Below are 19,825 nucleotides of genomic sequence, written 5' to 3'. Positions count from 1 at the left end.
TCTTGCTCGCGACAATACTAAATTAACCAGTCCAGACCATACTGTATTCATTCCCGGGTGCCCTTTTGGCGCGGGAATACTTCCTCCCTGTCAGACTGCCGCGCCTTCGGGCGCGGTTTTTTTAACATATTCAGCAACTTACCCATTGTAAGCTGTTCAACTTACCGCGAAGAGGTAAAAAGACAAAATAATGTCGATTACACGTCAAAATGTGTCTTGACCGGTCCATACAAGTGACATAGCGTCACAGCCATAAGCCGGTCAGTCCGGCAGGGAGAGTAATTCGAAAGAGATCCGCGAAAGTGGGTCTCTTTCTTTTTGGCCTGTCTGATTTAGCGGAGTGTTTCCCCTGGCCAGTTTGATTTTCCGACAACCCTTTGCCTGAAACGCCGGCAATCGGCAGCATACCGCCAAGACGCATTGGATATTGCGAAAACCCGTTTTCAGAATGACCGTTTCTACCTGACACGACATTTTAGCCATGCTATCCAAATGCCAACAAAAACTGATTTCGATACAAGGAAAGATCATGAAGATCGAGCTGATCAAATCCCTTTCGCTGATTGCAGCACTTTCGATGGGCACCGCTGGCTTTGCGCAGGAAACCACCGAAACCACCACTGAAGATGCGACGACCGAACAAGCTCCAGCACCGCAGCCGTCAGTTGACCTTGGTGAACCCGTAGATGGCGAACGTCAGCCCGGGCGGACATATGTCGAGAAAGTGTCCGGTGACTGGGAACGCAAATGCATCGTACTGCCCGAGGGGCGTGGTGAAGATCCGTGTCAGCTGTATCAACTGCTGAAAGATGAAACCGGCAACCCGGTGGCCGAGATCTCTATGGGTAAACTGCCTGAAGGTGGACAAGCGATTGCGGGTGCTACGGTTGTGGTTCCGCTGGAAACGCTGCTGACACAGCAATTGACCATTTCCGTGGATGGCGCACAGGGTCGCCGTTATCCCTTCCGCTTCTGCACTCAGCAGGGATGCGTTGCCAATATCGGCTTCACGGCTGCCGAGGTCACTGGCTTTAAGAACGGTGCTAAAGCGACGGTATCGATCGTACCGGCTGCAGCACCCGACCAGCGCGTAAACCTGACCATGTCCCTGTCGGGTTTCACGGCGGGATATGACGAACTGACAGCGCCTACACCCGCTGCGCAGTAAGCCGCTGGGTATAGAAATGAAAGCGCCGCCCATTGGGCGGCGTTTTTCGTTGGGCGATCAGTTTCGGCCCTCTAGAATGTGCGCAGCGCCAAGACCGCGTTCAATCCCCCAAACGCAAACGCATTGGACAATACCGCGTCAACTTTCACATCCCGCGCCACATTCGGCACCACGTCCAAAGCGCATTCCGGATCGCTTTCTTCATAGCCGATGGTGGGGGCAATAACCCCTTCGCGCAGCGCCATGATACAGGCCAAAAGCTCAACCGCCCCGGTGCCGCCGATCAAATGACCGTGCATCGACTTGGTCGACGAGATCATCAGATCATCCGCATGATGTCCGAACGCATCCGCAACCGCCGCACATTCAGTTTTGTCATTGGCGGCCGTTCCGGTTCCATGGGCGTTGATGTAGGTTACTTCCTCGGGGTTCATGCAGGCGTCCCGCATGGCTCCGGTAATGGCCCGTGATGCGCCCTGTTTCGAAGGCATAACAATATCAGCCGCGTCCGAAGTCATGGCGAAGCCGACCACCTCTGCCAAAATCTCGGCCCCGCGGGCGCGGGCATGTTCGTATTCTTCAAACACAAAGACGGCAGAGCCTTCACCCTGCACCATGCCGTTGCGATTGGCCGAGAATGGCCGGCAGGCGTCTTTGGACATCACGCGCAGACCTTCCCACGCCTTGATCCCGCCGAAACACAGCATGGCTTCGGACCCGCCGGTGATCATGACATCAGCCATGCCTGCACGGATCATCTGCATGGCCTGCCCCATCGCGTGGTTTGAGCTTGCGCAAGCTGTTGCAACAGTGAAGCTTGGACCTTTCAGGTTCCATTCCATCGACACATGACTTGCCGCCGCGTTGTTCATCAGCTTGGGCACGACAAACGGATGCACCCGGTTCTTACCTTCCTCATAAACGGAGCGGTAGTTCTCATCGAGCGTGTTCATACCTCCACCCGACGTCCCCAATACGACGCCAGAGCGCGCAGAAAGCTCTCCCGAAAACGCAAGTCCCGACTGCGTGATCGCCTCACGCGCAGCTATTAGAGTGAATTGCGTGAAACGGTCGTAAAGCGCGATTTGCTGGCGATTGAAGGTCTCTTCCGCCTCATAGCCTTTTACCTGCGCGCCAATTCGGATCGACAGGCGGTCGACATCCTGAAATTCAAGGTCCGATATGCCGCATTTGCCTTCGCGCATCGCTCTGAGCGTTTCAGGCACATTTCGGCCAAGTGCGTTGATCGTGCCCTGGCCTGTAATGACTATTCTTTTCATTGGGCTTACGCGGCTTGGTCCGCAACCAGACCTTCTACAGCACGTATGATCGATGCGACGGACGAGATGTCAAACTCACTGTCCTTCGGGTCATTGGCATTAAAAGGTACTGAAATATCAAAGGCCTCTTCGATGGCGAAGATGCTTTCCACCAAACCCAGGCTGTCAATGCCCAAGTCTTCCAAAGTTTGGTCTAGATTTACATCGCCCGGTTCAAGCACGGCCTGCTCTGCAATGATGGCGATGACGCGGTCCTGAATAGTGTCAGACATGTGGTTCCCTTTCGCGTTGGCGAATATCTAGTCCTTGTCCACGAGTTTTGTAACCGTTTTTTGAAGTTCACGTAGCGTCTCGGCCAGACGTGGCAGGCGGCGCAATTCGCGACGAATGGCCATCTCGGTCTCGATTTTCACAGCTGGACTGCCCAAAACGGCACGACCGGCAGGAACGTTTGTATATATGTTGGTACCGCCACCGGCTATCACGTCATCCCCGATGAAGATATTATCGCTGACGCCGACTTTGCCGCCTAAAACCACGCGATTGCCGATCTTGGCGGATCCGGACACGCCGACATTGCCGCACATCATGACGTCTTCGCCAACTTCCGCGTTGTGCCCAACTTGAACCTGACAATCGATCTTGGTGCCGCGCCCAATGCGGGTGGCGCGGATGGTGCCGCGATCAATTGTCGACCCTGCACCCAGCTCGACATCGTCACCGATTTCGACCCCACCCAAGGAATGCACGCGCGCCCAATGGGCACTGCCCTCGACTGAACCGGCTGCTTCACCTTCGGCCATATTGCCGCGAAGGCTCTCGACCGCGCTTTCTTTATCCATCGTGACAAAGGAAAACCCGTCCCCACCAACGACCGAATTCGATTGGCCGGTATAACGGTTTCCAATGGTGCAAAGATGCGCAATGCGCGCGCCGGGATGAAGGATCAGATCGTCCCCAATAGCGGTTCCGTACCCGACCGACGCATGTGCCCCGATCTGCGCATTATCCCCAATTTTCACATCCGGACCGATCACTGCCAGCGGACCGATCCGCGCGCCGCGGCCAATCTGAGCGGTTTCATCCACCACGGCAGAGGGATGGATGCCCTGCACAAGCCCAAGCCCCGGATCAAGCGCACGGGTCAGCAGAGGCATCGCAGTTTTCCCACGCGTCATGCAGATCGCACCTTCCAGACCAAGCGCCTTCCAATCGGCACCGTCCCATAATAGCGCGGCTCGGGCGTTCCCTTGGGCAATTCCATCGGCGTACTTAGGGTCCATCGCTAAGGCAAGCTGATCAGGTCCAGCGTCCTGCGGCTCGGCAGCGCCAGACAAGGCAATGCTTCCATCGCCTTGAAATTCAGCCCCAAGCGAGGCCGCGATATCTGAAAGGGTGAATGTCATTCAGCGCTCCTTTGATGGGATCAGGCCCGTTTGCCCGACCACCGTTGCAAAGGATTTAACCGTCCACGGCGCGAAGTGCTACCCCGGCGTTCTGTAAAGCGGCCCAAACTTTTGCATCACGCCCATAAATGTCGCGACGATAGTTCACGCGGCCCTTCGCAGGTGCAACGGCTGTCCGATAGACCAAGTGCACCGGAACGGGTTGTTCCAAATCTATCCGCGTTTCCCGTCTTGTGTTCAACGCCTTATGGAAGGTCGCCTTTGGGTCGCTGCTTTGCTTGGCCAACAAAGTATAGGCAAAATCAAACGGATCGCTTAGACGAATACAGCCGTGGCTAAAGGCGCGAACTTCCCGTGCAAAAAGGCTTTTTGACGGAGTGTCGTGTAAATAGATGTTGTGCTTGTTCGGGAACATGAACTTTACAAGCCCAAGTGCATTTCGTGACGAGGGCGGCTGCTTGATTGCAAACGGGAAACTGCGCGCGGTGAATTTGCTGAAGTCCACAGCCCCACGGTTCACAACACGCCCACGGCGATCAATCAGCTTCAGATGGCTGACCGCATTGGGATTGCGTTTGAGCATCGGCAGATACTCTTTTGTCGCGATCGAGCGTGGAACGTTCCAAGTGGGATTGATCACCAGGAACTCCATTACGTCCGAAAATTCGGGACTGCGTTGGTCAGATACGTTTTTCCCGATGACTGAACGCGTTTGGAATGTGACGCTGCCGCCATCCACCACCTTGGCCGTAAAGTCTGTCAGGTTCACCCAGACATGACGCTGACCACGTTCGAAATTCGTCCAGCGCTCGCGCTCCATCGCGACAAGGATCGACGCCAAGCGCTTCTCGGGCGAGACGTTGATTTCTTTGATGGTCCCGGCCCCAGCCACACCATCATCGTTTAAACCGTGATCGGCTTGAAACTGCTGAACCGCTTTCTGAATAGATGCGTCATATGAACGGCTTGCAGACCGGTTCAAATATCCCATACGAACCAATCTGTTACGAAGCGTAATTACAGCATTCCCAACTTCACCCGGCTTCAAAGACTTGGCCGAAACAACCTCGCCCCATCCGCCATGTTGAATCTGCTGTTCAAGGCGCAGGCGCTCGCGCATCAGGCGGGCATATTCGGCATTCTTCGGAGGCAGAGTTTTCAGGTATCGCGCGGGCGTTCCCCCCGCAAACTCGGACAGGATAACCGCCCCATCTTTCCGATCGATTTTCCGAACAATGCCGCTGTCGACCTTTGACGGCTTCAGGATGCCCGAATTGATGCTTTGTGCATATGAGACAAGAAGTTTAGACAGCTCAACCTCAAGCGCTCCCAACTCCCGGACCGATGCGACATTCGCCATGCGGTTTTTCAGATCATCAATATCAACGACCGGCAAGCCGTGGTCGCTGGCCCCTGCCAAGGCGGCTAGCAGCGCTTTGCGGCGGGCAAGATCATCCTGAGACGATCCAGTCCAGATCGGCTGATAGGCGTTTGCCCGATAAAACGCGGCCACTTCACCTTCGCGGGCCGCGGCCTCTGCAACAGCTTGCGCAAAGGCAGACACAGCACTTTGCGCCGCCACAACCGAAGGCGAACTAAAGCTGAAAGTCGCAGCGCCAATCGCTGCCAGGGCAAATTTATAAAATGGCGAACGAGTCCGCGCAGGCAATGTTTTCGTCATGTTCGGTCCGAAATGATATCAATCGTGCTGAAAAACAGTATTCCAACATCTTGGTTCGACTGTCTATTCACAATCAGGAAAACTCCCGATGGTTTTGTGAATAACTTTGGCCACCACCTCAGGATATCCTTACCAATCCTTTCCGGATTGCTGCAGAGGGGTCACGGTTAACCAAAGTTTCAGGATTTTCAGCAAATTCCTGCCGATTTTTCTTGAACCCGTTAAGCGACTGAAAACTCTGCTTGGCGCACGATTCGAGTTGTGCCATAAGAAGGCACGCCTGGGGTATAGGCACACACACCTGAACTGACCACAGAGTCAAACGGGATTGAAGACAGGCAAGCGACGGGACACGCTACGACTATGACCTACGGGACTTCGAACGGCTTGAAATCGGGCATCACACGGCGCGGACTATTGGGGGCTTTTGCAGCTTCCGCAGTAACAGCCGCCCCCATGTATGCCAATGCAGCAGGTTTTCTACGCGGTGGCGGCGATGTACGCCGTCTGGCCATGTATTCCGGCCGCACCGGCGAAACGATCAACATGATTTACTGGATCGAAGGCAAGTACATCAAAGATGGCTTGAAAGAGATCAACCATTTCATGCGTGATTGGCGGACTGACACCTCGATCAAGATCGACACGCGCACAATCGACATTATGGCAGCCGCCCATGGTCTGATGGATGTTCGCGAACCCTATACGATGCTGTCGGGCTATCGCTCGCCGAAAACCAACGCCATGCTCCGCTCGCGCTCGCGTGGTGTTGCGAAGAACTCGCTTCACATGAAAGGTCAGGCCGCTGATCTTCGGCTAAAGTCGCGTTCGGTGAACCAAATGTTCAAAGCAGCTGTCGCCTGTCGTGGTGGCGGTGTTGGGCGCTACTCCGGCTCGAACTTTGTACATATGGATTGCGGCGTGGTCCGCACCTGGGGCCGCTAAGCCCAACTTACATTGATGTTGAAGAAAGCGCCGCTTGGGCGCTTTTTTTGTATCTGGGGTGGTGTTGACCCGCCTGCCCCGCTTTGGCATCAAGTCCTGAACGCAATTCGAGGCCCCGATGAAACCCTTCTTGATCCTGCAACTGCGCCCCGAGACCGACGCCTCGGATGACGAGTTCCAAGCATTTCTGACAAAAGGAGGCCTGCGCGTAGATCAGGTCCACCGCATCCGCTTGGATCAGGACGACATTCCCGCTGATCTGGACCTGTCCAACTATGCAGGTGTCATCGTAGGCGGCGGCCCCGGCTGCGTGTCGGATGAGCCCGAAAAGAAATCCAAGATCGAAGCCAAGATTGAAGCGGAATGCCTGTCTTTGATGCCTCAGATCACGGACCGCGACATTCCATTTTTGGGCTGTTGCTACGGGATCGGCATTCTAGGTCATCACCTTGAAGCGGGCTCTGTCTCCAAAGAACAATTCGGAGAACCCGTCAGTGCTAGCCCCTGTCGCGTGACAGACGATGGACGCGCAGATCCGTTGATGAACGGAATCCCCGACGCGTTCGAGGCTTTTGTTGGCCACAAGGAAGCCATGCAACGCTTGCCCGAGGGCTGTGTGCAATTGGTTACCTCAACGCCATGCCCGTTCCAGATGATCCGCTTCGGCCAGAACGTCTATGCTACACAGTTCCATCCAGAAGCAGACGCGCATAACTTCGAAACCCGGATCGGTATCTACAAGCACCACGGCTATTTCCCACCGGAAGAAGCCAATGCGCTGGTCGACATGGTCCACGCCGCCGACGTACACGCGCCGGCTAACATCCTGAAAAACTTCGTAGATCGGTATCGCGCGTAAGTTTCATTTTTGGAAACTGGCGCACCCGAGAGGATTCGAACCTCTGGCCTCTGCCTTCGGAGGGCAGCGCTCTATCCAGCTGAGCTACGGGTGCCTAAAGCCGGGATATAGGCCATCGCCTTGCCCCCCGCAACATCAAACAGATGCAAATCGAACCCGAGCAAAAGAAAAGGGCCGCCGAACCGGCAGCCCTTCCCAAAATCTGTTTCCCGGCGATTAACGCTTCGAGAACTGGAACGAACGACGTGCTTTACGGCGGCCGAACTTCTTACGTTCAACAACACGCGAGTCACGGGTCAGGAAGCCAGCAGCTTTCAGTGCGCCACGCAGCGAGGGTTCGTAAAGCTGCAGAGCTTTCGAAATCCCGTGCTTAACGGCACCAGCTTGGCCCGACAGACCACCGCCTTTAACGGTGGCAACAACGTCGAATTCGCCTTCAACACCAGCAACCTGTGCGGGCTGACGAACGATCAGCTGCAGCACGGGGCGTGCGAAGTATTTGTCCATTTCTTTACCGTTCACGGTGACCTTGCCGGAGCCCGGCTTGATCCACACGCGAGCAACAGCGTCTTTACGCTTGCCGGTGGCATAAGAACGACCCAGCTCGTCACGGACGGGCTCACGGGGGGCGGCAACTTCAACAACAGCTTCGGTGCCTTCTGCGACGGCGTTCAGCTCGTCCAGCGATTTGATCTCTTCAGTCATGATCAGCCCTCACGTGTGTTTTTGGGGTTCATCGACTTGACGTCCAGCACTTCGGGGCTCTGGGCCTCGTGGGGGTGCTCGGCGCCGGCGTAGATGCGCAGGTTGGTCATCTGCTGACGGCTCAGTTTGCCGCCTGGCAGCATGCGCTGCACAGCTTTGTTCAGCAGGCGCTCGGGGTGCTCACCCTCGAGGATCTGACCGGCCGTGCGCGACTTGATACCGCCCGGGTAACCGGTGTGCCAGTAGTGCACTTTGTCAGTGCGCTTCTTGCCAGTCATTTGTACTTTGTCCGCATTGATCACGATGACATTGTCACCCATGTCCATGTGCGGCGTGAACGAGGCTTTGTGTTTGCCACGAAGACGCATAGCGATGATCGATGCAAGACGACCAAGTACAACGCCTTCGGCGTCGATGATGATCCACTTTTTGTCGATATCTGCAGGCGTTGCAGAGAAGGTTTTCATTGATTCAGCCCTGATTGGGTTTCGGATGGGGTGGTTTTAGTGATTTTACGGGGCGGGTCAAGCGCAGTATGGCCTATTTTAATGTTCATTATCAGTATGTTATAAATAAGGTATTATTTTACCCCATTTGTTTCATCGCGATTCAGCCCCTACGCGCTTAAGGTATCGGTCGGATTGTCCAAAAGCTCGACCAATTCAGACAGCACCGACCGGAACCGATCCAAAGGCATTTGCCCGTTCACTGAAATCCGGACTGCTTGCGGGGAAGGCCCATCGCGCAAAGCAAAATCATCCCCGGGCCGCACACGAATACCCTTGTTTTCGGCCTTCTGACAGAAGTTTGATACGCGCCACCCTAGGGGCAGCTTAAGCCAGAAAAACGGAACGTCGTGACTCCACCCCAGTTCGTACCGGCCGAGCATGTTCACCGCGATCTCAATATACTCCCGGTTTCTGCGCCGCATATCGGACATGGAGCGTTCGAGATCCGGATGCGTCAGCACTTGGTACAAGATCTCAGCCGTTGGTGATGAAATCCCAAAATAGTTCACATCCACCACACGCCGCAGTTTCCCCGCCCAGTTGGACGGCGTCACCGCATACCCTGCCCTTAACGCTGGCGAGATGGTTTTCGAAAATGACGAGATGAACCAGGATTGCTCGGGCAACAGCGATCGGTAGCTGGGCGCACGCGCAGGCCCCAAGCGATAGCAATCATCCTGCACCACATGAAAACCCAATTTGCGCGCGACATCTGCAACCTCGTGCCGTCTGGCTTCATCCGTCACGCGGCATGTCGGGTTATGTGCTTCTGGCATCGTAAACAAAAGACTGGCTTGCGAGCTGCGCGCGACATGTTCCAACGCCTGCGGATCAATGCCGCGCTCATCCATCGGCACCGCAACGACTTTCGCCCCCAACAGCTCCACAGCGCGTCGAAGCCCTGGGTAAGAATGTTCTTCTACCATGACGACGCGCGGGCCTTCGGCAAGCAAGGTTTGCATAGACAGCATGATCGCGTTCTGACCGCCGTTTGTCACAACGATGTCGTCCGCGCTTAGCCCGCCCCGTTCACTTTCCGGGATGTGGTCCAGCAAAGCTTCGCGCAGGTAAGCTTGTGATCCATGGAATGGATAGCGCAGAAGAAGCGTATCCGGCAGATCCGTCGCCGCATGAATGGCTTCCTTTATGATGTTGACCTGACCAACGTCAGGAAGGCGCGGAGCAAACAGAAAATCCGTTTCCGGTTCACTATGCAGCGCATGCGCCTGACGTTTCAGATACCCTGACCCCAGCGATGCCTTCGGAGATCTGCGTTGCTTCAAGGGTTGGACATAAGTGCCACGCCCGACCTCTGCCAATACCCAGCCTTCATCCCCCAGGATTGAATAAGCGCGCGCAACGGTGCCTGGGGTGATCTTAAGCTCCCACGCCAAATCGCGTACTGGGGGGAGCTTTTCACCTTCCGGCAAAGCGCCTGTTTTGATGGCGTCCACCAATCCGTCGACAAGCCGCCGATACTTCGGCCCCTGCCCGCTTAAAAGCTCTTCTGAAAATATTGTACCCATATCAATGTTCCAATTGTGTGCAGTGCACATGGTTTGTATCAATACACCATGACATTAACGTCACTTTGTATCAATACAATTCTTGGAGTTCAAGATGGAACACGGAAACACGTACCGGCATGACCGGCTCGCCTTTCTAGACACACAACGCCCATTGCCCGCCTTCGCGGAACTGGCACTTGTCGTCGCCGTGACCATCACCAAATGGCGCGTACGACTTAGTACCCGACAGGCCCTGAAGGACCTGCCAGATCATCTATGTAAAGATATTGGTCTCACCAAAACGGATGCGCAGCTTGAGGCGGAAAAGCCCTTCTGGCGCGGGTGATACCAAAACGGACCTCTTCCTGGGCCGGGGTTTTCCCCGGCCATTTTTTTATTCCGGCACGCAGATCTCGCCACGAACAATGGCTTTGCCGGTCCTGTAGATCAGACCCGCAACAACCACACACAGCACCAAAAGCAGCAAGAACCCAATCTGCTCATGAGCCCGCGATCCATCAAGTTGGGCAAAGCGGAAAGACGCGATGGCAAGTGCGGCGATTGGGAAACTTAGCGCCCACCAGCTTAGCGCAAAGGGCAATTTCACGAGTCGCGGCACCTGCGCCACCACAAGGGCTGCAAAAATGTATCCCGCATTCAGTAAGATACGCGCAAAGCCATCAACCTCTCCGGTCATCGCAATATAGGCCAGAAACGCCACGGCCGGCGGCGCAATCAGGATCACCATCGTAGGAAACAATCGCGCGACAATCGGGTCGTGAAAGATCAGTCGGTTCATCACCAAGGTCAGCAGCACGATCCAAAAGAGCATTCCGCCCGAGAAAAATAGCCATGACGTCTCGATATACCCCATACGGGCACCCAGAACCGGTACAATCACGTTCCCCACAGCCGGAATAAACCATGCGGGCGTCAGATGCCCCACCTGGAACGAGCGGTGACTGATCCAGCCCGAAATCACCGCGATCGTCAGAACACCCTGCCCAGCAACTCCGGCCAGCCAGATCCATTCGGCAAGGGTCGCATTATGTGGATACGTGGCCGTTGCAAGCAGCAAGAGCGAGATTGAGATCGTCGGGAAAAACGCAAGCTTCACTGGATGATGCCACTCTTCTATCACCATTCCCATATGCCGCAGCGTCTTGGCCACATAGATCATCGCTGTAATGATCATAACCGCCGCCCCGATCAATAAAACCAGCGACGACGCGTTTTCCAATACCGGCATGGACGGCGCGCCGGCATGCAAAGCCATGGTCAACCCCATAAGCCCCATCACAATGGCGAAGAAGGTCACGGGGAAATGTGCCAAGCGGCTGAATTCAGAAGGAATTTGATCTTGGGGGGCAGTTTCGGTGCTCATCGGGACCTCGGGGAACATATTGCATTCCCTTTATGGGTGCGCCTTTCCCCCTTGAGGGTCAAGCCCGTTCCGGCGGGATCGAGTATGTCAAACTGGCACGGGCGACGGGGCGGTCATCGCCTTCCGAGTAAATCAGAACGTCCCCCACGGCCAAGACCCGCCCCAACTTATGCAGTGTCGCATGGGCCAGCAGGTCTGCGTTTGACGCCGGTTTGCGCATAAAGTCGATCGAGCAGTTGGTCGTAACCGCCAAAGCCTTTGGACCGATCATGGCAAGGATCGCCAGATACATTGACACATCCGCCAAGGCGAACATGGTTGGGCCGGACACCGTTCCACCGGGCCGTAAATGCTTGTCCCCGATGCGTTTGCGGATGGTGGCGCGCATGGGGGCGACCTCGGCCACTTCAAAATCATCCGCCACTTGCGGAAACTCAGATTTCAGAAAGGCCTGCAAATCACGTTGCGTCATTTTCAACTGCATGGTTTCCCCTATGTCACTTCCCGCCTATCGTGGGCCGGACATGATGGGAGGACAAGATGGCAGAACCACTTCTGATCCGCGAGGACGCAGCGTCAGTTGCGCGATTGACGCTAAACAACCCCGGCGCATTGAATGCACTGTCTGATGCGATGCTTGCCGCGCTTAAGGCAGAGCTTTTGGCCTTGGCGAACGATGACAGCATTCGGGCCATCGTGATCGTCGGAGCTGGAAAGGTGTTCTGCGCAGGCCATGACCTGAAAGAAATGACGGCCGGACGCGCCGCCGAGGATGGGGGACGCGCTTATTTCGCGGACCTTTTCGCACGCTGCGCCGAAGTCATGACCCTGATCCCCCGCCTACCCCAACCCGTCATCGCCGAGGTTCACGGGATCGCCACCGCCGCGGGCTGCCAGCTGGTGGCCACCTGTGACTTGGCCGTTGCCGCGGAAGGCACGCGGTTTGGCGTGAACGGGGTTAATATCGGTCTTTTCTGCTCCACCCCCATGGTGGCCTTGTCACGTAACATCCCGCGTAAAGTCGCATTTGAGATGCTGACAACGGGTGAGTTCATCAACGCAGAGTGCGCCCGCGAGGTTGGCTTGGTCAACCGGGTTGTCCCGCATGAAAACCTGCGCGCCGCCACAGATGAGCTTGCACAGACTGTAGCATCGAAACTAGGCGCTGCCGTGAGGATCGGGAAATCCGCTTTCTATGATCAGGCGATGATGGGCTTGGAAGACGCCTATGACTTTGCAGGCGGTGTCATGGCCGAAAACATGATGCTGCGTGACACGGCCGAAGGCATCCAAGCCTTTATCGAAAAGCGCAAACCTGACTGGTCGCAGAACGAGGATGCTTAAGCCGCATCAGGTCATGGCTGAAACGCCGTGACCGCAACTTCCTTACCGGAAAACTGCGCAATGTGACCGGGGGGCAGGCAAGTCCAATCCCCTTCACTTTGATCCAAGGGCTCGGACACCACCGCCCAGCCCTGCCGGCTTTCGGACCAACGGTAATAGACGGACGGTGCATGCTGATCGGAGGCGCATCTTGCGGCCCAAAGCGATTGACCATCCGACATTGCCGCAGACAAGCGCAGATGCGGGCTGGTGCCGTGCGCGTGCGATAAGGCCAGAAGCGCTTGCGTCGCTTGCGTCAGAGCTTCTGGCACGTCCGCCCCCTGCCCGATTGCGTCAATCGTAAGTAAAAACAGAACTTCGCTATCCGTCGCCCCCTTACGCTGACTGTAAAGCGCATCAGGGATCAACATGTCCGCACGCTTTCGGAATTGCTCAAAGCCCCCGATTTGTCCATTGTGCATGAAGCTCCACCGCCCATAGGCGAAGGGGTGACAATTGTTGCGGCTGGTTGCGGATCCCGTGGATGCGCGCACATGCGCCAGAAACAAGGGCGATTTCACCTGCCGTGCAATGGCACGCAGGTTCGGATCGGACCAAGCCGGAAGCACATCTCGATAGAGCCCCGGTTCCGGCCTGTGATCATACCACGCCAAGCCAAACCCATCCGCATTGATGGCGGTTTTGGCTTCTTCTGCTTCTTGGCTTTGCTGGATCAAGGAATGGCCGGGCTGAACGACGACCTCTTCCATGAAAATAGGTTCACCTAGATAGGCGGCCCAACGGCACATAATGCCCCCTTACTGTCCCCGGTTATGGGTCTTTGCGTAAAGCTTTGCGATGATGCGGCTGCCCGTTTTCTCAAACGCTGCCGGAATAATCGCGTGTATAAGGGCCGCGCCTGCCGCCAAAAAGAGCCAAAAGCTGAACGTCGCAGCAAACCGAGCATGCTGGAAATATGTCTCGTCGACCGACTGGGGATGTTCGATGAAGATACGATTGAACATGGGTGTCTCCTGTTGCGTGCTTACAGAATACTTAACTTCGACAAGAGAATTTCCCAATGTTGCGCCTAAACTGATTGATATTGTGACACCATCCCGATATTTTACTGGTATGGTGGACATTGACACAATTGATCGAAAAATCCTGAGCGCCCTGCAACATGATGCAGACCAAAGTCTTGAAGATCTTGGGGCGCGTGTTGGCTTGTCGCGCAACGCCTGCTGGCGACGTATGCGAAATTTGCAGGAAAGCGGGCTGATCCGGAAACGCGTGGCACTTCTTGATCCGCAAAAACTTGGGCTGGGCTTGTCGGTGTTCATTCAAGTGCGCACATCCAACCACGACCCGAAATGGCTTACGCGCTTCTCGCGCGCGGTAAAGCTGATGCCAGAGATCCTCGGAGCGTACCGGATGACCGGCGATTTGGACTACCTCATCCATGCGCGCGTTCGCGATGTGCAGGACTATGACGCCCTGTATCAACGCTTGATCGAGAAGGTCGAGCTGAGTGATGTGTCCGCCAGTTTCGTCATGGAAGAGCTGAAGGAAACGACTGAATTGTCGCTTTAAGGCCAGATCAAAACGCCGGATTCGCGCTAGCGTGACGAAAACGAAAGCCGAACCATGCCGTACCTCATTTTGATCCTTGCTGTCATTGCGGAAACCATTGGCACCACTGCGCTTCAAGCAAGCCACCAGTTCACACGCCTCTGGCCGTCACTTACGGTTGTCGTCGCCTATGCGATCAGTTTCATTTTGCTGGGCTGGGCCTTGAAATATATGGCCGTTGGAGTCGCTTACGCCATCTGGTCCGGTTTGGGCATCGTCCTAATCGCCGCCATTGGATATGCCCTTTTTGGTCAAAAGCTGGATGCACCCGCGCTACTCGGGCTGTCCATGATCCTCGGCGGGATCCTCGTCATCCACCTGTTTTCGCAATCCGCTCAGCACTGAACAGGCGAAATACCCGCGCCTGCGCGCATTTCTACTGGCAATCACGCCGCAACCGGGCTATGCGCGCCCTAACTTATCCCTTTTCATTCGAAGGTGGCCCTTATGGACCTGCGCAATATTGCGATCATCGCCCACGTTGACCACGGCAAAACGACCCTTGTTGACGAACTTCTGAAACAGTCCGGAGCCTTCCGGGAAAACCAAGCTGTGGCCGAACGCGCCATGGACAATGACGCGATTGAGCGCGAGCGTGGCATCACGATTTTCGCCAAGCCGACCTCGGTGGAATGGAAGAACACTCGGATCAACATCGTCGACACCCCCGGCCACGCCGATTTCGGCGGCGAGGTTGAGCGCATCCTGTCGATGGTGGACGGAGTTGTCCTGCTGGTAGACGCCGCTGAAGGCCCGATGCCTCAGACGAAGTTCGTGACCTCGAAAGCGCTGGCGCTGGGTCTGCGCCCCATCGTTGTTCTGAACAAAGTGGACAAACCCGACGCGGAACCCGACCGCGCGCTGGACGAATGTTTTGACCTCTTCGCCAGCCTTGAGGCCACCGAAGATCAGCTGGACTTCCCGCATATGTATGCCTCGGGCCGCTCGGGCTGGGCCGATCACGAGCTGGATGGACCGCGCAAAGACCTCCATGCTCTGTTTGACCTCATCGTCAACCACGTCCCTGCCCCCAAGCAGATCGCCCATCAGGGCGAAGATTTCCGTATGTTGGCCACCACGTTGGGATCGGACCCGTTTGTGGGTCGTATCCTGACAGGTCGCGTGGAAAGCGGGACGCTGAAAGTCGGCGCAACGGTGCAAGCCCTGAGCCGCATTGGCCAAAAAATCGAACAGTTCCGTGTCACCAAAATCCGCGCGTTCCGCGGGTTGGAAGAGGCAGACATCGAAGAGGCACAAGCAGGCGATATCGTTTCGATCGCAGGCATGGCAAAAGCCACTGTGGCCGACACGATCTGTGCGCTTGCGGTTGATACTCCGCTGGACGCCCAGCCGATTGACCCGCCCACCATCACCGTGACCTTCGGGATCAATGACAGCCCCTTGGCAGGTCGCGACGGTAAGAAAGTTCAGTCGCGCGTCATCCGTGACCGCCTGATGAAAGAGGCGGAATCGAACGTCGCCATCAAGATCGCTGATACCCCCGGCGGAGAAGCCTTCGAAGTTTCGGGCCGCGGTGAACTTCAGATGGGTGTTCTAATCGAAAACATGCGTCGCGAAGGCTTCGAGCTGTCGATCTCGCGCCCGCAGGTGATCATGAAAGAAGAAAACGGTGTCCGTATGGAGCCCGTCGAAGAAGCCACAATTGATGTGGATGACGAGTATTCCGGCGCCGTGATCGAAAAACTAACCGGCGCTCGCAAAGGCGAACTGGTCGAAATGAAACCCGCTGGCGCTGGCAAAACGCGTATCATCGCGCATGTGCCTTCGCGTGGCCTGATCGGCTATCACGGCGAATTCCTGACCGACACCCGCGGCACCGGCGTATTGAACCGCGTGTTCCATGGCTGGACCGAGCATAAAGGCGCAATTCCTGGCCGCCGCGCGGGTGTACTGATCTCGATGGAGAACGGACAATCGGTGGCCTTTGCTCTGTGGAACCTTGAAGATCGCGGCAAGATGTTCATCGGCGCACAAGTCGATGTCTATCAAGGCATGATCATTGGCGAGCATTCGCGTGAGAACGACCTAGAAGTGAACCCGCTGAAAGGCAAGAAGCTGACCAACGTGCGTGCCTCGGGCACCGACGAAGCGGTCCGCCTGACCACACCCGTCACCCTGTCTCTGGAAGAGGCCATCGCCTATATCAACGATGATGAACTGGTCGAAGTGACGCCAGAAAATGTGCGCCTGCGCAAACGCTATCTGGATCCGCACGAGCGCAAGCGCCAAGCCCGCGCCGCTCAGTAAAGCGTTTCCAAATTGAGAATAATGAAGGGGCCGAAAGGCCCCTTTTCTATTAATTTCTGTGCCTTAGACGGGATTATTCATCCGTTTCGACGATCAGCAATTCTCGCTCTGACGCGTCGCGCGCATGACTGAGTGCTTCTTGGTATTCAGGTGAATGATAACAAGCCTCAGCCGCTTCCACACTTTCGAACTTCGCCACAACATTGCGCGGGCGATCCTTGCCTTCAAGCTGCACATAGCGACCAGCGCGAGCAATGAAATAGCCACCATGTTTGGCAATCGCAGGTCCGGCAAGCTTGGCGTATTTCGCGTAAGCCTCTTCATCCGTGACAGTGACGTGAGCAATCCAAAGGGCGGGCATGGGCAGTTCTCCGAATAAAAAGGCCGCGTATCAGGGAAACGATACGCGGCCTTTTTGTGATTGGAAAGGGCGGTTTAGCCTGCGATGGCAGCCTCGGCAGCTTTAATCGCATCATCCGCTTTGGACGCATCTGCACCGCCGCCCTGTGCCAGCTCGGGACGGCCACCGCCGCCCTTGCCGCCCAGTTCGGGCACTGCAGCCTTTACCAGATCCACGGCCGACAGTTTGTCGGTCAGGTCCGAGGTCACGCCAGCGGCCACGGCAACTTTGCCCTCATTGTCCGAGATGATCAGAACTGCTCCGGATCCCAGCGAGTCTTTCTGTTCATTCACGAGCGCTTGCAGGTCTTTCCCGCCGACGCCGGATATCGACATAGCCAGGAATTTCACTCCGTTGATATCCTTGGCTTCTGCGCCAGCCCCGGCGGCTTTCGCTAATTCGCGCTTTAGGGCCGAGATCTCGTTCTGGAGCGCTTTGCGTTCATCCATCAGGCCCTTCACGCGGTCCACGACCTCTTCCGGTTTGGCTTTCAACATGCCCTGAAGTTCGGACCCGCGTGTCGCTTCGGCATCGATATGGGCCACAGCCGCCTTACCGGTCAGTGCTTCGATCCGACGAATCCCAGCAGCGGTTGCACCTTCTGACAAGATTACACAGATACCGATATCGCCGGTCTGCTTCACATGAGTGCCGCCACAGAGTTCGATCGAATAGGTCTCGCCGCTCGAACCCTTGCCAGTTGCCGCATGACCCATCGAGACCACACGGACCTCGTCGCCATACTTCTCACCAAACAGCGCCTGCGCACCGATGTCGCGCGCATCGTCCGGCGTCATGATCCGGGTTTCAACGGGTGTGTTTTGACGGATATAAGTGTTCACCTCGCGGGCTATGTTGCCAAGCTCTTGCGCGCTAACCGCCTTGTTGTGGCTGAAATCAAAGCGCAAACGATCGGGTGCATTCAGAGAGCCGCGCTGCGCGACATGTTCACCCAACTCATTGCGAAGCGCCTCGTGCAACAGGTGCGTTGCCGAGTGGTTGGCGCGAATAGCGGTGCGACGCAGGTGATCCACGGCCAGCTCTGCGCCCTGCCCGCGTGCGACCTCTCCCTCATCGACTTTCGCTACGTGGATGAACACATCGGCCACCTTTTTGGTGTCGGTCACATGGGCTGACCCGCTTTCGGTGCGGATCAAGCCGGTGTCACCCACCTGGCCACCGCTTTCAGCATAAAACGGCGTTTGGTTCACGACGATCATAACCTCGTCGCCAGCCTTCGCAGTGTCGACGGGCTTGCCATCCTGCACCAGCGCCAAAACCTGCCCTTCGGCATGTTCAGTGTCATAGCCTAGGAACTCGGTCACACCATGTTCCTCGGCCACATCAAACCAGATGGTCGCATCCGCCGCTTCGCCCGAACCGGACCAAGCCGCGCGCGCGCGTGCTTTCTGCTCTTCCATCGCTGCATCAAAGCCAGGCTGATCAACCCCGTGACCCTTTTCGCGCAATGCATCCTGCGTCAGATCCAGCGGGAAACCGTAAGTATCGTACAGTTTAAATGCGGTTTCACCCGGAAGATCAGCACCTTCCTTAAGGTTGGACACCTCGTCATCCAGAAGCTTCAAGCCGCGATCCAGCGTCTTTTTGAAGCGCGTTTCTTCGTTCAACAGCGTTTCTTCGATCATCGCCTGACCGCGTCCCAACTCAGGGTAAGCCTGCCCCATCTGAGCTACCAGCTCCGGCACCAAGCGGTGCATAACAGGGTCTTTGGCGCCCAGTAGATGCGCGTGACGCATCGCGCGGCGCATGATCCGGCGCAACACATATCCGCGACCTTCGTTGGACGGCATCACTCCGTCCGCAATCAGGAAGGATGTCGAGCGCAAGTGGTCCGCAATCACGCGGTGATGCACATTCTTGTCCCCAAAGGGGTCTACGCCGGTCGCATGTGCCGAAGCCTCGATCAGCGCCTTGAACAGGTCGGTATCATAGTTGTCATGGCTGCCCTGTAGCAGCGCGCCGATGCGTTCCAGTCCCATGCCTGTGTCGATCGACTGCATGTCCAGATCGACCATCGAGCCGTCCTCGAACTGCTCGTTTTGCATGAACACGATGTTCCAGATCTCGATAAAACGATCGCCATCTTCCTCGGGCGAACCGGGAGGCCCACCCCAGATGTGTTCGCCGTGGTCATAGAAAATCTCGGTGCACGGACCGCAAGGGCCAGTCGGCCCCATCTGCCAGAAATTGTCAGAGGTGGCGATGCGGATGATCCGCTCTTCCGGCACGCCCAGTTTTTTCCAGATGTCATAAGCTTCGTCATCCGTGTGATAAACGGTGACATAAAGCTTCTCTTTCGGGATCCCGAACTCCTTGGTGATCAGGTTCCACGCAAAAGGAATGGCTTCAGATTTGAAGTAGTCGCCAAAGCTGAAATTCCCCAACATCTCAAAAAATGTGTGGTGACGCGCTGTGTAACCTACGTTGTCCAGATCGTTGTGCTTACCACCGGCTCGCACACATTTCTGCGCGCTTGTCGCCCGGACATAATCGCGCTTTTCCACTCCGGTGAAGAGGTTTTTGAATTGCACCATGCCCGAGTTCACGAACATCAGCGTAGGGTCGTTGCGCGGCACAAGCGGAGAGCTGTCCACGATCGTGTGTCCTTCGCGTTCGAAGTAGTTCAGGAAGGTTGAACGGATATCGTTGAGGCTGGCCATTCTTATCTCGTCTTTTATGCGCTGTTGCTTTCGTTTACCCCTGCGCGCGCGTGCTGTCCACAGCACAGGCCATGTC

Annotated in this window: 21 protein-coding genes and 1 tRNA gene; 8 read left to right on the top strand and 14 right to left on the bottom strand. The window is 56.1% G+C overall.

Annotated features, from left to right (window positions below; genetic code table 11):
* Positions 1-529 precede the first annotated feature (529 nt).
* Positions 530-1,168 (top strand): invasion associated locus B family protein, encoded by a 639-nt coding sequence (locus MWU55_RS14170; protein WP_246937108.1) that lies wholly within the window; start codon positions 530-532, stop codon positions 1,166-1,168.
* 71 nt (positions 1,169-1,239) lie between these two features.
* On the opposite strand, the gene MWU55_RS14165 is transcribed toward MWU55_RS14170, so the two are convergent.
* From MWU55_RS14165 to MWU55_RS14150, 4 genes are read right to left on the bottom strand one after another with little or no spacing between them, the layout of a single operon-like run.
* Complete coding sequence (locus MWU55_RS14165) at positions 1,240-2,448, bottom strand: beta-ketoacyl-[acyl-carrier-protein] synthase family protein (RefSeq protein ID WP_246937106.1); 1,209 nt, start codon at positions 2,446-2,448, stop codon at positions 1,240-1,242.
* 5 nt (positions 2,449-2,453) lie between these two features.
* Positions 2,454-2,720 carry an acyl carrier protein gene (locus tag MWU55_RS14160; RefSeq protein WP_246937104.1) on the bottom strand — a complete coding sequence of 89 codons (267 nt, stop codon included), beginning with the start codon at positions 2,718-2,720 and terminating at the stop codon, positions 2,454-2,456.
* A gap of 27 nt (positions 2,721-2,747) precedes the next feature.
* Positions 2,748-3,854, bottom strand: coding sequence for a UDP-3-O-(3-hydroxymyristoyl)glucosamine N-acyltransferase (locus tag MWU55_RS14155; RefSeq protein ID WP_246937102.1), 1,107 nt, complete (start codon positions 3,852-3,854; stop codon positions 2,748-2,750).
* A gap of 55 nt (positions 3,855-3,909) precedes the next feature.
* Entirely contained in the window at positions 3,910-5,535 is a 1,626-nt protein-coding gene (locus MWU55_RS14150; protein ID WP_246937100.1) for a L,D-transpeptidase family protein, read from the bottom strand.
* A gap of 363 nt (positions 5,536-5,898) precedes the next feature.
* On the opposite strand from MWU55_RS14150, the gene MWU55_RS14145 reads away from it, so the two are divergent.
* Positions 5,899-6,480 carry a DUF882 domain-containing protein gene (locus MWU55_RS14145; protein WP_246937098.1) on the top strand — a complete coding sequence of 194 codons (582 nt, stop codon included), beginning with the start codon at positions 5,899-5,901 and terminating at the stop codon, positions 6,478-6,480.
* Positions 6,481-6,598: 118 nt separating this feature from the next.
* The gene (locus MWU55_RS14140) at positions 6,599-7,339 is read left to right on the top strand and encodes a glutamine amidotransferase (RefSeq protein WP_246937096.1); all 741 of its coding nucleotides are present in this window, start codon (positions 6,599-6,601) and stop codon (positions 7,337-7,339) included.
* 17 nt (positions 7,340-7,356) lie between these two features.
* Here the strand turns inward: MWU55_RS14140 and MWU55_RS14135 are convergent.
* The 4 genes from MWU55_RS14135 to MWU55_RS14120 all read right to left on the bottom strand — a co-directional run bounded on the left by MWU55_RS14135 (position 7,357) and on the right by MWU55_RS14120 (position 10,079).
* A tRNA-Arg gene (locus tag MWU55_RS14135) sits at positions 7,357-7,433 on the bottom strand.
* A gap of 122 nt (positions 7,434-7,555) precedes the next feature.
* Positions 7,556-8,044, bottom strand: a complete 489-nt coding sequence (rpsI, locus tag MWU55_RS14130) for a 30S ribosomal protein S9 (protein ID WP_142853027.1) — start codon at positions 8,042-8,044, stop codon at positions 7,556-7,558.
* Positions 8,045-8,046: 2 nt separating this feature from the next.
* The gene (gene rplM, locus MWU55_RS14125) at positions 8,047-8,511 is read right to left on the bottom strand and encodes a 50S ribosomal protein L13 (RefSeq protein WP_246937094.1); all 465 of its coding nucleotides are present in this window, start codon (positions 8,509-8,511) and stop codon (positions 8,047-8,049) included.
* Between the two features lie 149 nt (positions 8,512-8,660).
* On the bottom strand, positions 8,661-10,079 hold the full coding sequence (locus MWU55_RS14120) for a PLP-dependent aminotransferase family protein (protein WP_246937092.1): 1,419 nt from the start codon (positions 10,077-10,079) through the stop codon (positions 8,661-8,663).
* 94 nt (positions 10,080-10,173) lie between these two features.
* Between MWU55_RS14120 and MWU55_RS14115 the strand changes: the two genes are divergently transcribed.
* On the top strand, positions 10,174-10,407 hold the full coding sequence (locus MWU55_RS14115) for a DUF1127 domain-containing protein (RefSeq protein ID WP_246937090.1): 234 nt from the start codon (positions 10,174-10,176) through the stop codon (positions 10,405-10,407).
* A gap of 48 nt (positions 10,408-10,455) precedes the next feature.
* Here the strand turns inward: MWU55_RS14115 and MWU55_RS14110 are convergent, their stop codons facing one another.
* Together MWU55_RS14110 and MWU55_RS14105 are read right to left on the bottom strand one after the other, a co-directional pair.
* Complete coding sequence (locus MWU55_RS14110) at positions 10,456-11,463, bottom strand: SLAC1 anion channel family protein (RefSeq protein WP_246937088.1); 1,008 nt, start codon at positions 11,461-11,463, stop codon at positions 10,456-10,458.
* Positions 11,464-11,503: 40 nt separating this feature from the next.
* On the bottom strand, positions 11,504-11,929 hold the full coding sequence (locus MWU55_RS14105; protein WP_246937086.1) for a PaaI family thioesterase: 426 nt from the start codon (positions 11,927-11,929) through the stop codon (positions 11,504-11,506).
* 56 nt (positions 11,930-11,985) lie between these two features.
* Here MWU55_RS14105 and MWU55_RS14100 point away from each other — a divergent pair, with 56 nt between their 5' ends.
* On the top strand, positions 11,986-12,789 hold the full coding sequence (locus MWU55_RS14100) for an enoyl-CoA hydratase (RefSeq protein WP_246937084.1): 804 nt from the start codon (positions 11,986-11,988) through the stop codon (positions 12,787-12,789).
* Between the two features lie 11 nt (positions 12,790-12,800).
* Here MWU55_RS14100 and MWU55_RS14095 read toward each other — a convergent pair whose 3' ends face one another.
* Positions 12,801-13,577, bottom strand: a complete 777-nt coding sequence (locus MWU55_RS14095) for a class II glutamine amidotransferase (RefSeq protein ID WP_246937082.1) — start codon at positions 13,575-13,577, stop codon at positions 12,801-12,803.
* Positions 13,578-13,586: 9 nt separating this feature from the next.
* Positions 13,587-13,793, bottom strand: coding sequence for a DUF6356 family protein (locus MWU55_RS14090; RefSeq protein WP_246937080.1), 207 nt, complete (start codon positions 13,791-13,793; stop codon positions 13,587-13,589).
* A 109-nt stretch (positions 13,794-13,902) separates the two neighbouring features.
* Here MWU55_RS14090 and MWU55_RS14085 point away from each other — a divergent pair, with 109 nt between their 5' ends.
* From MWU55_RS14085 to typA, 3 genes are all read left to right on the top strand, one after another.
* The gene (locus MWU55_RS14085) at positions 13,903-14,361 is read left to right on the top strand and encodes an Lrp/AsnC family transcriptional regulator (RefSeq protein WP_246937078.1); all 459 of its coding nucleotides are present in this window, start codon (positions 13,903-13,905) and stop codon (positions 14,359-14,361) included.
* 54 nt (positions 14,362-14,415) lie between these two features.
* Positions 14,416-14,745 carry an SMR family transporter gene (locus MWU55_RS14080; protein WP_246937076.1) on the top strand — a complete coding sequence of 110 codons (330 nt, stop codon included), beginning with the start codon at positions 14,416-14,418 and terminating at the stop codon, positions 14,743-14,745.
* 102 nt (positions 14,746-14,847) lie between these two features.
* Positions 14,848-16,668, top strand: coding sequence for a translational GTPase TypA (gene typA / locus MWU55_RS14075; protein ID WP_246937074.1), 1,821 nt, complete (start codon positions 14,848-14,850; stop codon positions 16,666-16,668).
* 73 nt (positions 16,669-16,741) lie between these two features.
* Here the strand turns inward: typA and MWU55_RS14070 are convergent, their stop codons facing one another.
* A complete protein-coding gene (locus MWU55_RS14070; protein WP_246937071.1) occupies positions 16,742-17,029 on the bottom strand; it encodes a DUF1330 domain-containing protein in 288 nt (95 codons plus the stop codon).
* A 74-nt stretch (positions 17,030-17,103) separates the two neighbouring features.
* A complete protein-coding gene (gene alaS, locus MWU55_RS14065) occupies positions 17,104-19,749 on the bottom strand; it encodes an alanine--tRNA ligase (protein WP_246937069.1) in 2,646 nt (881 codons plus the stop codon).
* Positions 19,750-19,825 lie beyond the last annotated feature (76 nt).

It is taken from the genome of Aliiroseovarius sp. F20344, from assembly GCF_023016155.1.
Classification (GTDB): Bacteria; Pseudomonadota; Alphaproteobacteria; order Rhodobacterales; family Rhodobacteraceae; genus Aliiroseovarius.
The sequence above is the reverse complement of the archived record's forward strand: the minus strand, read 5'-3'. Positions and strand labels throughout refer to the sequence as shown.